This window comes from Streptococcus oralis (assembly GCF_001075875.1).
Taxonomy (GTDB): domain Bacteria; phylum Bacillota; class Bacilli; order Lactobacillales; family Streptococcaceae; genus Streptococcus; species Streptococcus oralis_I.
This window is the reverse complement of the sequence record NZ_JUOS01000072.1, coordinates 1-14,669: the sequence shown is the minus strand read 5'-3', so window position 1 is coordinate 14,669 and position 14,669 is coordinate 1. Positions and strand designations below refer to the sequence as shown.

The 14,669-nt window shown below is 38.6% G+C and carries 11 protein-coding genes and 2 pseudogenes; 10 read left to right on the top strand and 3 right to left on the bottom strand.

The features are described 5' to 3' along the window. Positions 1 to 88 precede the first annotated feature (88 nt). Together ADM33_RS04160 and ADM33_RS04155 are read right to left on the bottom strand one after the other, a co-directional pair. Positions 89 to 533: pseudogene (locus tag ADM33_RS04160) on the bottom strand (PH domain-containing protein). Positions 534 to 549: 16 nt separating this feature from the next. Further along, a complete protein-coding gene (locus ADM33_RS04155) occupies positions 550 to 1,185 on the bottom strand; it encodes a YigZ family protein (protein ID WP_049503294.1) in 636 nt (211 codons plus the stop codon). A gap of 55 nt (positions 1,186 to 1,240) precedes the next feature. On the opposite strand from ADM33_RS04155, the gene ADM33_RS04150 reads away from it, so the two are divergent. From ADM33_RS04150 to polA, 9 genes are all read left to right on the top strand, one after another. Further along, positions 1,241 to 2,539, top strand: coding sequence for a DEAD/DEAH box helicase (locus ADM33_RS04150; protein WP_049503293.1), 1,299 nt, complete (start codon positions 1,241 to 1,243; stop codon positions 2,537 to 2,539). Continuing rightward, positions 2,536 to 3,198: a ComF family protein gene (locus ADM33_RS04145; RefSeq protein ID WP_049503292.1), complete on the top strand. Its 663-nt coding sequence runs from the start codon at positions 2,536 to 2,538 to the stop codon at positions 3,196 to 3,198. The genes ADM33_RS04150 and ADM33_RS04145 overlap by 4 nt, the downstream gene beginning before the upstream one ends. A 79-nt stretch (positions 3,199 to 3,277) precedes the next feature. Then, positions 3,278 to 3,820 carry a ribosome hibernation-promoting factor, HPF/YfiA family gene (gene hpf / locus ADM33_RS04140; RefSeq protein WP_045762429.1) on the top strand — a complete coding sequence of 181 codons (543 nt, stop codon included), beginning with the start codon at positions 3,278 to 3,280 and terminating at the stop codon, positions 3,818 to 3,820. Positions 3,821 to 3,968: 148 nt separating this feature from the next. Next, the gene (locus tag ADM33_RS04135; protein ID WP_049503291.1) at positions 3,969 to 5,942 is read left to right on the top strand and encodes a DHH family phosphoesterase; all 1,974 of its coding nucleotides are present in this window, start codon (positions 3,969 to 3,971) and stop codon (positions 5,940 to 5,942) included. Then, positions 5,939 to 6,391: a 50S ribosomal protein L9 gene (gene rplI / locus ADM33_RS04130; protein WP_000864204.1), complete on the top strand. Its 453-nt coding sequence runs from the start codon at positions 5,939 to 5,941 to the stop codon at positions 6,389 to 6,391. Before ADM33_RS04135 ends, rplI begins: the two co-directional genes overlap by 4 nt. Before the next feature lie 42 nt (positions 6,392 to 6,433). Next, positions 6,434 to 7,792, top strand: a complete 1,359-nt coding sequence (gene dnaB / locus ADM33_RS04125) for a replicative DNA helicase (RefSeq protein ID WP_000852500.1) — start codon at positions 6,434 to 6,436, stop codon at positions 7,790 to 7,792. Beyond that, positions 7,789 to 8,055 carry a Veg family protein gene (locus ADM33_RS04120; protein ID WP_000128621.1) on the top strand — a complete coding sequence of 89 codons (267 nt, stop codon included), beginning with the start codon at positions 7,789 to 7,791 and terminating at the stop codon, positions 8,053 to 8,055. The genes dnaB and ADM33_RS04120 overlap by 4 nt, the downstream gene beginning before the upstream one ends. Positions 8,056 to 8,156: 101 nt before the next feature. After that, positions 8,157 to 9,290 carry an SH3 domain-containing protein gene (locus ADM33_RS04115; RefSeq protein WP_049503290.1) on the top strand — a complete coding sequence of 378 codons (1,134 nt, stop codon included), beginning with the start codon at positions 8,157 to 8,159 and terminating at the stop codon, positions 9,288 to 9,290. Between the two features lie 64 nt (positions 9,291 to 9,354). Further along, the gene (gene polA / locus ADM33_RS04110; RefSeq protein ID WP_049503289.1) at positions 9,355 to 11,988 is read left to right on the top strand and encodes a DNA polymerase I; all 2,634 of its coding nucleotides are present in this window, start codon (positions 9,355 to 9,357) and stop codon (positions 11,986 to 11,988) included. Positions 11,989 to 12,093: 105 nt separating this feature from the next. Here the strand turns inward: polA and ADM33_RS04105 are convergent, their stop codons facing one another. Then, positions 12,094 to 13,542: an APC family permease gene (locus ADM33_RS04105; RefSeq protein WP_049503288.1), complete on the bottom strand. Its 1,449-nt coding sequence runs from the start codon at positions 13,540 to 13,542 to the stop codon at positions 12,094 to 12,096. Positions 13,543 to 14,116: 574 nt separating this feature from the next. Between ADM33_RS04105 and tnpA the strand changes: the two are divergent. After that, positions 14,117 to 14,579: pseudogene (gene tnpA / locus ADM33_RS04100) on the top strand (IS200/IS605 family transposase). The last annotated feature ends 90 nt before the right edge of the window (positions 14,580 to 14,669 follow it).

Here is a 14,669-nt window from a genome sequence, read left to right as displayed (position 1 = left end):
CTCTTTATATAAGATGCTACTAGTATAACGCTAACTTTAACTTTTGTAAAATATAGAAATCCTATCGGAGTGATAGGATTTCTTTATATCAGTGATTCAAACCGTTAATATTCAAACGATTGTGATAAGCTAATTCAAACAGATAAGTGTATAGAGGTATGATATCTGTTTTTTTTTGGAAATTCAAATTTGTGAGAATTAAAAAGTTCATTGTGAGATTTTAAAAAGGCATTTTCTAAATAAGTAATCGTAATCTCGCTATCATCAATCCCAAGTCCAGCAGTTTCCATCTCAACATTAACGATGTTCATGAGGAAAATTGATTTGATAGACATCTTCCGTCCGGTTGCCCCTTGTTTATCTGTAAAGATGATTCGGATATTTGTAAAGATAATTGAGTCACGAATGAGTTTATATCCGCTTTGAATTTCTTCATTTTCTAATAAATATTGTCCAAACTCCTTGGTAAGAGCTTCTTTACTTTGCTCACTGAAGTTTCCAGCGAGTCCCTGAATTAATCTTCCAAAAGCCATATGATATTTCCTTTCTTTACGATAGGTTTACAGGTACTTCAACTTCACGTAAACCTTTGTCAGTTAGAGTAACTTTTCCATTGAAAAATTCAATGAGATCAGCCTTGATACCGTCTTTCTTTTCTTTATCAATGAAAATCATAGTGTCAACTTGATCTGTAAAGTTTGTCTCTAATTCTATGAGATTATGCTCTTTAAGAAAATTCCCATATTCTTGATACTGGGTATAGGTCATGTGAATCTGTATCCCTGCCTGCTCTTTGATTTCAATAATGCCAATTTCTTTAACTGCTAGGGCAACACTACCAGCATAAGCGCGTATCAAACCACCAGCACCTAGTTTAATACCCCCAAAATAACGAGTAACTACCACACAGACATTAGTAAGGTTGTGGTTTTCCAGAACTCCTAGCATAGGAATACCAGCAGTTCCACTAGGCTCTCCGTCATCACTGGTTCGCTTGATTTCACTACGTTCACCGACAATAAAGGCAGAGCAGTTGTGGGTCGCTTTATAGTGTTCTTTTTTGATAGCTGTGATAAAATCACGAGCCTCTTCTTCACTATAGACACGCTTGGCATGACAGATAAAGCGTGATTTTTTAATTTCTTCTTGGACTTGACCGTCCTCTTTTATAGTTCTATATTCCATATTTTTATTGTACTAAAAAATAGCGTAAAGTTCTACATTTTACGAATAAAGAAATATGAAAGTCAATCCAAATTACCTCGGTCGCCTTTTTACGGAACAAGAATTAAGTCTTGAGGAGAGACAACGAGCAAAACAAATTCCATCCATAAAAAAAGAGAAGGGCCAACAATATTGTCAGCGTTGTGGTAGTCAGATAAAAGAAGAATGGCATTTGCCTGTTGGTGCTTTTTATTGTCGAGAATGCTTGATTATGAAGCGAATAAGAAGTGATCAAAAACTCTATTACTTTCCGCAAGAATGTTTTCCCAAGCAAGATGTACTCAAATGGTCAGGTCAACTGACTCCATTTCAAGAGCGGGTATCACAAGGACTCCTTCAGGCGGAAGATAAGAAGGAGGCCACCTTGGTACATGCAGTGACAGGAGCTGGTAAGACAGAGATGATCTACCAAGTTGTCGCTAAGGTGATAAATCAGGGTGGAGCTGTTTGTCTGGCCAGTCCACGAATTGATGTTTGCCTAGAGCTCCATAAACGATTACAAAATGATTTTGCATGTGAGATTGCACTACTACATGGGGAGTCGGATCCCTATTTTCGTACACCTTTAGTTGTAGCAACCACTCACCAACTATTAAAATTTTATCAAGCTTTTGATTTATTGATTGTGGATGAAGTGGATGCCTTTCCTTATGTTGATAATCCAGTGCTTTACCATGCAGTCAACAATTGTGTAAAGGAAAATGGATTGAGAATATTTTTAACAGCAACGTCAACAGATGAGTTAGACAGAAAAGTTAAACAAGGGGAGTTAAAGCGTCTCAGTTTGCCACGTCGCTTTCATGGAAATCCTCTCATTGTTCCCAAGCCAATCTGGTTATCGCATTTTAATAGATATTTAGAAAAAAATGGCTTACCTCCAAAATTAAAACTTTACATTGAGAAACAGAGAAAGACGGCATATCCCTTACTAATCTTCGCATCTGAAATAAAAAAGGGAGAAAAGCTAAAAGAAATTTTGCAGGAGAAATTTCCAAATGAGAAAATAGGATTTGTATCCTCAATCACGGAAGACCGATTAGAGCAGGTACAAGCCTTTCGAGATGGAGAGTTGACGATATTAGTAAGCACAACTATATTAGAGCGTGGAGTTACCTTCCCTCGTGTAGATGTTTTTGTGGTGGAATCCAATCATCAACTCTTTACAAAGTCAAGTTTAGTACAAATTGGTGGGCGAGTTGGAAGAAGCCTGGATCGTCCTACTGGAGAACTTATATTTTTCCATGACGGACTCAATCAGTCTATTAAGAGAGCCATAAAGGAGATTAAACAAATGAATCAGGAGGCAGGAGTATGAAGTGTTTATTGTGTGCTAAAAGCTTGCAAACGGAGATAAGCTTTACTAACCTGCTCTGTTTTAAAAAGGAGGAGGAACTAGTATGTGAATCCTGTATTTCGTCTTTCGAGAGTATTGGTGGTAATCATTGTCCTAGTTGTTTTAAAAAAGGAATGTCAATCATCTGTCAAGATTGTCAATTTTGGTGTAAAAAAGGTGTAAAGGTTGATCATGTAGCTCTTTATTCCTATAATCAGGCCATGAAAGAGTATTTTAGTCGCTATAAATTTGATGGTGATTATCTTCTTAGAAAGGTATTTTCTGATATATTACAAAAAGAGTTAAAGAAGTATAAGGACTATCAGATTGTGATTGTTCCTCTGAGTGGCCAGCGTTTTAAAAGCAGAGGCTTTAATCAAGTTGAGGGTTTGATAAAGGATACTGGGTTATCATATCTGGACATTTTGATTAAAAACGAAGTTGAAGCTAGCTCTTCAAAAAATCGAGCAGATCGATTACTTACAGTATTTCCCTTTTTGCTGAAAGATGGCGTGAAGCTTCCAGAAAATATCTTACTATTTGATGATATCTATACGACTGGTACCACGCTGAATCGTCTTAAAAGTATGTTATTAGAGGCTGGGTGTCAGAATATTAAAACTTTTTCCCTCGCAAGATGAGGAAAAAGTTTGCAAAAAAAATATGAAAGCGTTATAATATAATTAGAAAAACAAATATGTTTAGAAAGAAGGTACTTATATGATTAAATATAGTATCCGTGGTGAAAACCTAGAAGTAACAGAAGCAATTCGTGATTATGTAGTTTCTAAACTCGAAAAGATCGAAAAATACTTCCAAGCAGACCAAGAATTGGATGCGCGAGTTAACTTGAAAGTTTACCGTGAAAAGACTGCTAAAGTAGAAGTAACCATTCCGCTTGGATCTATTACTCTTCGTGCAGAAGATATTTCTCAAGATATGTACGGTTCTATTGATTTGGTGACAGATAAGATTGAGCGTCAGATTCGTAAAAACAAAACTAAAATTGAACGTAAGAACAGAAATAAAGTATCTACAAGTCAACTCTTTACAGATGCTTTAGTTGAGGACTTAGATGTAGCACAACCAAAAGTTGTTCGTTCAAAACAAATTGATTTGAAACCAATGGATTTGGAAGAAGCTATCTTACAGATGGATTTATTGGGACATGACTTCTTTATCTATGTAGATGTTGAAGATGAAACAACAAATGTTATTTATCGTCGTGAAGACGGAGATATCGGTCTTCTAGAAGTTAAATAATCTTAAAAATTAGTCTGTAAAAGTGGTTTACACTAGTGTAAACCACTTTTTAGTTTGGATGTTTTACTATTATTTGAAAATAGTGTTTCCTCTTTAAAAGTCGCATTTTGGCTACAATTATGGTATAATAATGCGCAAGAGGTTTGTAATGAAAAAAAATGAAATAAATCCCTTTTTTATGTATCTGATTGCTATGGTAACCTTTACGATTATGACCATTTTGATTGTGTTAGTAAAGGATAATCTTATCACTATAGCAAGTCTATTTTTATTTATCGTATTCTATGTTCTGCTATTTAATTTCCAGAAAAAATATTACAAAAAAACAGATATCGAGCAAATCCAGTATGTCAATCATCAGGCTACGGATAGTTTGAGTGCTCTGTTGGAGCAAATGCCTGTCGGGGTTGTTAAATTAAATATGGACAGCAGTGAGATTGAATGGTTCAATCCCTATGCGGAATTAATTTTGACAACTGAGGATGGAGAAATTGATTTTCCTCAATTTCAAAAGATTTTAAAGAGTTCGATTTCTACTCCAGGGGCTTATGCCATTGTTGGGGAGAAACGTTATGCAGTGCATTTAGATAGAAATTCAGGTGTCTTATACTTTTTTGATGTTTCTGGTGAGTATGAGGCGACTGCTGAATTGGTAACAAGTCGTCCTGTAATTGGAATTATCTCAGTTGATAACTATGATGATTTGGAAAATGAAACGTCTGAATCAGACATTAGTCATATCAATAGTTTTGTTGCAAATTTTGTTTCAGAATTTGCTGGGAAACATGCCATGTTTTCTCGTAGAGTGAGTATGGATCGGTTTTATCTATTTACTGACTACACTGTACTTGATCACTTGATGCAGGATAAGTTTTCTGTGATTGATACCTTTCGTGAAGAAGCCAAGCAACGGAATTTACCACTAACGATGAGTATGGGAGTTTCCTATGGTGATGGGAATCATGATCAGATTGGGAAGGTGGCTCTTCTTAATCTCAACTTAGCTGAAGTTCGTGGTGGTGACCAAGTTGTCGTAAAAGAGAATGATGAAACTAAAAATCCAATCTACTTTGGAGGAGGTTCAGCTGCATCTGTTAAACGTACTCGGACACGAACTCGTGCCATGATGACAGCTATTTCAGATAAACTTAAAAGTGTCGATCGAGTTTTTGTGGTTGGTCATAAGAATCTGGATATGGATGCTCTCGGCTCAGCGGTTGGAATGCAGTTGTTTTCGAGTAATGTACTGGAAGATAGTTATGTGATTTATGATCCTACACAGATGTCTCCAGATATTGCTCGAGCGGTTAACTATTTGGAAGAGGAGGGTGTTTCAAAACTTCTTCCTTTAGACCAGGCTATGACAATGGTTACCAAACGCTCCTTACTGGTGATGGTTGACCATTCTAAGACAGCTTTAACCTTATCCAAAGAGTTTTATGACTTGTTTACCCAGACGATTGTCATTGACCATCATCGTCGTGACCAAGATTTTCCAGATAATGCGGTCATTACCTATATCGAGAGTGGAGCTAGCAGTGCTAGTGAACTTGTAACTGAGTTGATTCAATTTCAAAACTCTAAGAAGAAACGTTTGAGTCGCATTCAGGCTAGTGTTCTTATGGGGGGAATGATGTTGGATACTAAAAATTTCACCTCTCGGGTAACTAGTCGAACTTTTGATGTTGCAAGTTATCTCAGAACGAGAGGGAGTGATAGCATTGTCATTCAGGAAATTTCAGCCACTGATTTTGAAGAATATCGATTGGTAAATGAACTCATTTTGCAGGGGCAAATGGTGCAGCCATCAATCCTGGTTGCTCAAGCTTTGGAGGATAAAGAGTACGATACGGTTGTTATTAGTAAGGCTGCTGACGCTATGCTTGCTATGTCTGGTATAGAGGCCAGCTTTGTACTTGCTAAGAATAGTCAAGGAGCAATCTCCATTTCTGCGCGAAGCAGAAGTAAGATCAATGTCCAACGAATTATGGAAGAGTTAGGTGGCGGTGGTCACTTTAACTTAGCTGCGGCACGTTTGACAGATATTAGCCTGCAAGAAGCAGGAGATAAACTGAAAACAGTTATTTTTAATGAAACAAAAGAAAAGGAGTCAGAAGAATGAAAGTAATCTTTTTAGCAGATGTTAAAGGTAAAGGAAAAAAAGGTGAAATTAAAGAAGTGCCAACTGGATATGCACAAAACTTTTTAATTAAGAAAAACCTTGCTAAGGAAGCTACAGCTCAAGCCATTGGTGAGTTGCGTGGTAAGCAAAAATCAGAAGAAAAAGCACATGCAGAGATGCTTGCAGAAGCTAAGGAAATTAAAGCGAAACTGGAAGCAGAGGAAACCATCGTTGAGTTTGTTGAAAAAGTTGGTCCAGATGGACGTACATTTGGATCTATTACCAACAAGAAAATTGCAGAAGAATTGCAAAAACAATTTGGTATTAAAATTGATAAACGCCACATTCAAGTTCAATCACCAATCCGAGCAGTTGGTTTGATTGATGTTCCGGTGAAGATTTATCAAGATGTGACAAGTGTAATCAATCTTCGTGTCAAGGAAGCTTAATTTACGATTGGTTGACAACATTGTAAAAGGAAGGAAAGTCTGATGGCAGAAGTTGAAGAACTGCGTGTTCAGCCTCAAGATATTCTGGCAGAACAATCTGTTTTGGGAGCCATTTTTATTGATGAGACTAAACTCGTCTTTGTCCGAGAATATATCGATTCACAGGACTTCTTTAAGTATGCTCACCGTTTGATTTTTCAGGCTATGGTTGATTTGTCTGATCGTGGAGATGCTATTGATGCAACCACAGTTCGGACTATACTAGATAGCCAAGGTGATTTACAAACTATCGGAGGCTTGTCTTATCTGGTTGAGATTGTCAATTCAGTGCCAACCTCTGCTAATGCGGAATACTATGCTAAAATTGTAGCAGAAAAGGCTATGCTTCGACGCCTGATTGCTAAGTTGACAGAGTCTGTAAACCTAGCCTATGAAGCTTCTCAACCTGCTGACGAAATTATTGCTCGTGCAGAAAAAGGCTTGATTGATGTCAGTGAGAATGCCAATCGAAATGGTTTTAAAAATATTCGCGATGTATTGAATATTAACTTTGGAAATCTAGAAGCTCGTTCGCAACAGACTTCAGATATCACGGGTATTGCGACAGGCTATCGAGATTTAGATCATATGACGACAGGTCTGCATGAGGAAGAATTGATTATTTTGGCAGCTCGTCCTGCGGTTGGTAAGACAGCCTTTGCTTTGAATATTGCGCAAAATATCGGAACTAAACTAGACAAGACAGTTGCTATTTTCTCTCTGGAAATGGGTGCTGAAAGTTTGGTCGATCGTATGTTGGCTGCGGAAGGCTTGGTAGAGTCACATTCTATCCGTACGGGTCAATTGACCGAGGAAGAATGGCGTAAGTATACGATTGCTCAGGGAAATTTAGCCAATGCAAGTATCTATATTGATGATACACCTGGGATTCGGATCACAGAAATTCGATCTCGTTCTCGTAAACTGGCTCAGGAAACAGGTAATCTAGGCTTGATTTTGATTGACTATCTTCAGCTTATCACAGGGACTGGTCGAGAAAATCGTCAACAAGAAGTATCTGAGATTTCCCGTCAGTTGAAAATCTTAGCAAAAGAACTCAAAGTTCCAGTTATAGCTCTTAGTCAGCTTTCTCGTGGTGTAGAGCAACGTCAAGATAAGAGACCAGTTTTGTCTGATATTCGTGAATCTGGATCTATCGAGCAAGATGCTGATATCGTAGCCTTTCTCTATCGTGATGACTATTATGAGCGTGGTGGTGAAGAAGAGGAAGGCATTCCAAATAATAAAGTAGAAGTGATTATCGAGAAAAACCGTAGCGGTGCTCGCGGAACGGTAGAATTGATTTTCCAAAAAGAATATAATAAATTTTCAAGTATTTCGAAGATGGAGGAACCAAGATGACAGACGCATTTACAGATGTGGCTAAAATGAAAAAAATCAAAGAAGAAATTAAGGCGCATGAGGGACAAGTGGTAGAAATGACCTTAGAAAATGGTCGTAAACGCCAAAAGAATCGTTTAGGAAAACTAATTGAGGTTTATCCATCGCTCTTCATCGTTGAGTTTGGAAATGTTGAAGGAGACAAACAGGCTAATGTTTATGTTGAATCTTTCACCTATTCAGATATTTTAACAGAAAAGAACTTAATTCATTATTTGGATTAAGGATAATCATGAAAGTGAGAAGAGCTCTCACTTTTTTCATTTTCTTTCGAATGATATAGATGAGGTCAACCTCAAAAATCTAATTATTTGAAGGAGAATGAATGACATTTACTAAAGCAGGAAATAAAAAGAGAACTTTTCTCAGAAAGACAGCTGTAGGATCAGCTTCACTATTACTAGCAGGAGCTTTTTTGTTTGGTGGAGGAACTGTTCATGCCAACCAGGCAAACAATGGATCACTGGCACGAGGAGATGATTATCCCTATTATTATAAAAATGGAAGTCAAAAAATTGATAAGTGGCGTATGTACTCGGGACAGTGCACCTCTTTTGCTGCTTTTCGTTTAAGTAGTGTCAATGGTTTTGAACTACCAGCTGCTTATGGGAATGCCAATCAATGGGGTTATCGAGCCCAAAAGGAAGGATATCGTGTGGACCAGCAACCAGCAATTGGTGCGATTGCTTGGAGTACAAGAGGGCAATATGGTCACGTAGCTTGGGTATCTAATGTGATTGGAGACATGATTGAAATCGAGGAGTACAATTATGATTATACAGAAACGTATCATCGTAGAATTGTAAAGGCGAGTTCTATGACTGGTTTCATTCACTTTAAAGATGTTGGGAATGCTAGTGTAGGGTCTCATCAGTCTCTACTATTATTCAGTGGTATTCATCACTTCACAGAAAAATCAGCTATTATGGATCAGCCAACATTGTCATCTACTATTATCGATTACTACGAACCTGGAATGAGTGTTCATTATGATCAAACCTTTGAAAAAGAAGGCTATAAATGGATTAGTTATATTTCACGAAGTGGAAATAGACGCTATATCCCCTTGACTAAAACAAGTAGCTCTAAAAATGGTTGGGAAAAAGAAGGAACAACTTGGTACTACTATGAAAATGGTCAGAAAGCAGTCGCTTGGAAGAAGATAAATGGTAGTTGGTATCATTTACAAGCTGATGGTACAATGACGACAGGCTGGTTAAAAGAGGGTTCTAGTTGGTATTACTTGAAGTCATCTGGTGAAATGCAGACAGGTTGGTTGAAGGATAAGGGCATTTGGTATTACCTTGAAAGTTCAGGAGTTATGAAAACCAGTCAGTGGTTCCAGGTTTCAGGAAAACATTATTATGTAAATGCATCTGGAGAATTGGCAGTAAATACTACTATCGATGGATTTCAAGTTGATGCTGATGGAGTTCGAGTAGAAAAACCAGCCTCATAAGTGTTATTCAGCATTTGGGCTCTTCCTAATGGTATTTTTCCCTGCTTTCCTTTATAATGGGTGTATGGACAAGAAAAAATTACTACTAATTGACGGTTCTTCAGTTGCTTTCCGAGCATTTTTTGCACTTTACCAGCAACTGGATCGTTTTAAAAATGACAATGGACTACATACCAATGCAATCTACGGATTTCATCTGATGTTAAATCACCTACTGGAGCGTGTTCAACCGAGTCATATCTTGGTTGCTTTTGATGCGGGGAAGACGACTTTCCGTACAGAGATGTATGCAGACTATAAGGGGGGGCGTGCCAAGACTCCGGATGAGTTTCGTGAGCAATTTCCTTTTATTCGTGAGTTGCTAGACCATCTTGGGATTCGCCACTATGAGTTGGCCCAGTATGAGGCGGATGATATCATTGGTACCTTGGGTCGTTTGGCTGAAAAAGATTCATTTGATGTAACTATCGTCAGTGGAGACAAGGACTTGATCCAGTTGACAGATGAACATACAGTGGTTGAGATTTCTAAGAAAGGTGTAGCTGAGTTTGAGGCATTTACGCCGGCTTATCTCATGGAAAAGATGGGCATCACACCAACTCAGTTCATTGATCTCAAGGCCCTCATGGGGGATAAGTCAGATAATATCCCTGGGGTCACTAAGATTGGTGAGAAGACTGGTATCAAGCTTTTGCTTGAACATGGCTCGCTTGAAGGCATTTATGAAAATATTGATAGCATGAAGGCCTCTAAGATGAAGGAAAATCTCATAAATGACAAGGAACAAGCCTTCCTGTCAAAAACACTAGCGACCATTGATACGAAAGCGCCGATTGAGATTGGACTGGATGATTTGGTTTATAGCGGTCCAGATGTGGAAAATCTTGGGAAATTCTACGATGAGATGGGCTTCAAACAACTCAAGCAGGCTTTGAATGCTTCTCAGACTAACCAAGCTGAGAGTTTAAATTTTACCATGGTTGACAAAGTGACTGAAGATATGCTGAGTGCCGACTCTATCTTCCACTTTGAACTTTTTGGTGAAAATTACCATACTGATGATTTGGTTGGTTTTGCTTGGTCTTGTGGGGACAAGCTATACGCTACAGATAAGTTGGAACTTTTGCAGAATCCGATTCTCAAGGATTTTCTGGAAAAAACACCTCTGAAAGTGTATGACTTTAAGAAAGCTAAAGTTCTCTTAAATCGCTTTGGTTTGGACTTGCAGGCTCCTGCTTTTGACAGTCGCTTGGCCAAATACCTTCTCTCTACTGTCGAGAATAATGAAATTTCAACCATCGCTAGTCTCTATGGTCAAACTTACCTAGTCGATGATGAGACCTTCTACGGTAAGGGAGTCAAGAAAGCTATCCCTGAGAGAGAGACCTTCTTGGAGCACTTGGCTCGCAAGGTTGCTGTGCTAGTTGAGACAGAGCCTGTTTTACTTGAAAAATTAAGTGAAAACGGACAGTTAAACCTTCTCTATGATATGGAGCAGCCTCTGGCCTTTGTTCTTGCTAAGATGGAAATCGCTGGGATTAAGGTTAAAAAAGAAACTCTACTCGAGATGCAAGCTGAAAATGAGCTTGTCATTGAAAAGTTGACTCAAGAGATTTATGAATTGGCTGGTGAGGAGTTTAATATCAACTCACCTAAACAGTTGGGCGAACTACTTTTTGAAAAGCTAGGCCTCCCTATAGAATACACCAAGAAAACCAAGACAGGTTACTCAACAGCAGTGGATGTGTTAGAGCGCTTAGCTCCTATTGCCCCAATCGTAAAGAAAATTCTTGATTACCGTCAAATTGCTAAGATTCAATCGACTTATGTGATTGGTCTGCAGGATTGGATTTTAGCGGATGGCAAGATTCACACGCGCTATGTGCAGGATTTGACTCAGACAGGGCGTCTGTCTAGTGTCGATCCAAACTTGCAAAATATTCCTGTTCGCTTGGAACAAGGGCGCCTCATTCGTAAGGCATTTGTGCCAGAGTGGGAGGATAGTGTCCTTCTCAGTTCGGACTATTCACAGATTGAGTTGCGAGTTTTGGCGCATATCTCTAAAGATGAGCACTTAATCAAGGCCTTCCAAGAAGGAGCGGATATCCATACCTCGACAGCCATACGTGTCTTTGGAATTGAACGTCCTGAAGATGTGACTCCAAACGATCGTCGCAATGCCAAGGCTGTCAACTTTGGAGTGGTTTACGGAATTTCAGACTTTGGTTTATCGAATAATCTGGGCATCAGTCGTAAAGAGGCTAAGGCCTACATCGACACCTACTTTGAACGCTTCCCAGGTATTAAAAACTACATGGATGAAGTGGTTCGTGAGGCGCGTGATAAGGGTTATGTAGAGACTCTCTTCAAACGTCGCCGTGAGTTGCCAGATATCAATTCGCGTAACTTTAACATTCGTGGTTTTGCGGAACGTACAGCCATCAACTCACCTATCCAAGGATCAGCTGCAGATATTCTCAAAATCGCTATGATTCAGCTGGATAAAGCATTGGTAGAGGGTGGTTATCAGACTAAGATGCTTCTGCAAGTGCACGATGAAATCGTTCTTGAAGTTCCTAAGTCAGAATTAGCTGCTATCAAAAAACTCGTCAAACAAACCATGGAAGAAGCCATTCAACTCAGTGTACCCCTGATTGCTGATGAAAATGAAGGTGTGACTTGGTATGAAGCCAAATAAAAAATAGACTATTAGACAAAAAGAAATCCCCTTGAACGCTACTGTTCAAAGGGATTTTTCTTTCAGGAAAAGACAAAAGTGAAACTATCTAGCTAGTAGTAGAATTTATTTGATTTGTTTCTTTTGTTCTTTTTTGGCAAGTACTGGTAGAATAACTCCTAAACCAATCAGAATAATTGGTGTCAAGATATTTGTAAGCAGAGAGAACTGCCAAGCAGTTGGATTTTCAGCATAGCTAATTTTTGGAACCATACCAAGGATACAAGCAAAGGCAGTAAAGAGGAAGCACCAAGTACCGATAACAAAGCCAATTTTAGGATTATTCACAAACTTGTATTCGGCATTTTTGTATGTTTTCCAAGCGCGATTGAGCATCATATAGGCAAGGAATACCCAGAGATAACGCATTGGCATTACGATAGAATTGAGGTTAGTCATCCATTTTACAAGTCCGTCAATTTCCTGAATACCAAAAATTGGAAGGATGATGATAAGGCTAACGAGGACACCTGTAAGGAGGTAACCGTTAATGAGGACACCTTTTTCAGTACGTTTACGAAGCCAGCTTGGGATATAGTTTTCATCAGCGTTATTGAGAAGGATTTGCAATGGTGCGTCAATAGAGAAGGCAAGTGCCGCTATTTGTCCGACCATATTTGTAAGAGCGTAAATCACGACAAATAGGTTTCCAACTCCCCAAGAATTTCCTAACATTTGGAAGGCTTGATAAGCGCCATTACGCATGAGGTCTTCAGGGATATTATTGCCATCAAATAACATTCCCATGGCAACTGACCCGAGGATAGCAGAGAGACCTACCATGATTGCCATCACAATCATACCTTTTGGAAATTCTTTTGCAGGATTGCGAGTTTGATTCACATAAGGGGAAATTTTTTCACAACCACCAACTGCAAAGACCAGTAGTGAGATGGTTGTAAAATAAGAAAAATCAAAGTTTGGAATGTAAGTGCTCAGTTGATCCATGTGTGGTGTCGCAAACTGGATGTCTGGTTTGATGAAAGGCAGACCGACAGCCAAAAGCACAAAGAGTAAAGACATAATCAACATGGCACTTCCTGCCAAGCTACCGATGACTTTCAGTGTTGTCAATCCTTTTGTAGAAAGGTAGAGGAAAAGTCCAAAGATTAGTAAACAGAGAATAACAATCCAGTGGATGTCAATCTGTTTTAGAAACTGTCCGTTACCTTGTAAGGCCCATCCAAGCGGAATCAGGATTCCTTGAGGTTTTTGTGCGAGATAAGGGATATGCACAATCCAGTAGGTCCAAGCGGCAAAGTAGGCGAGACGTTTGGTTGATGTTTTTTCAACCCAGTCACTAACACCGCCTCCGCTTTCCTTGAAGGTAGAACCTAGTTGTCCGACGATGAGTGAATATGGGATAAAGTAGAGTGCGAGGATTAAAATCCAAGATACGACTACTGAAATCCCCTGTTGAGAATAGTTGTTGACGACGTTTCCTAGCCCCCAAACCATGTTGAAAGCAATCAGAGAAACCATCAGCCAATTAAGTTGGTGTTGATCTTTTTTCATAATGTCTCCTTTTCTTATAATTTCAGTATATCATGATTTTTTGAAAGCGCCTAACAAAATTTGAAATTTACTATAAAAAATGTAGGGGGATTTATCAGATGGAGTTTGTACTTGAGTAAAAGTTATACACAATCTGTGGATAACTTTGTGAAATAAAAAATTGTTTTCCAAATGTTAGTTTAGGAAAAAGAGATAGAATGTGTGAGTTGGGTACTAAGCTAGTCGGTTATAAAGACTGATAGAACAGTCTATTGAGGGTGTTTTACTTTAGAATGTCAAAAAAAATAATTGAGAGAAATCGTTTGTAAATACATGAAATTGATTTGAAAGTTGATTGAAAGTTATGCACAATCTGTGGATAACTTTGTGGAAGATTTACTATAAATCAGAAAATCCCCTTGTACATGACAAGGGGATTTGATCGATTATGTGACTTTCAGTCCGTCTCGCTCCGTGAGATGCGAGACAAATAAACCACCCGCTATGCGGGTGCGCATCGAAGGTTATACCAAAAAACTCCAAACGCGATACAATAAAGGTGTTCAAGCCAATTGTAAAGCGAAAGGAGAAAACCATGGCACAAAAGACACATAGTTTATCACACACAAAGTGGCACTGTAAGTATCACATTGTGTTCACCCCTAAGTATAGACGAAAAGTCATTTATAATCAATATCGAAGTAGTTTGGGAGAAATATTCCGCCGATTATAGTTATAAAGGTGTTGAGATTATCGAGGGCCATTTAATGCCTGATCATGTACATATGTTAGTCAGTATTCCACCGAGGATAAGTGTTTCAAGTTTCATGGATTATTTAAAAGGTAAAAGTGCACTCATGATGTTTGACAAACACGCCAATCTCAAGTACAAGTTTGGGAATCGGCATTTCTGGGCAGAAGGCTACTATGTGAGTACAGTAGGGCTTAATGAAGCCACAATTAGGAAATATATCCAAGAACAGGAAAAGCATGATATAGCACTAGATAAATTGAGTGTAAAAGAATATGAGGATCCCTTTAGGGATAGTGGTAAGTAATACTCACGCCTCTTTAAGAGGCAAGTGACGAGTCAAGAGCAATGAGGCTTGAACAACGTGAAAGCCAGCGTCTTTAGGCGCTGGCTGGTA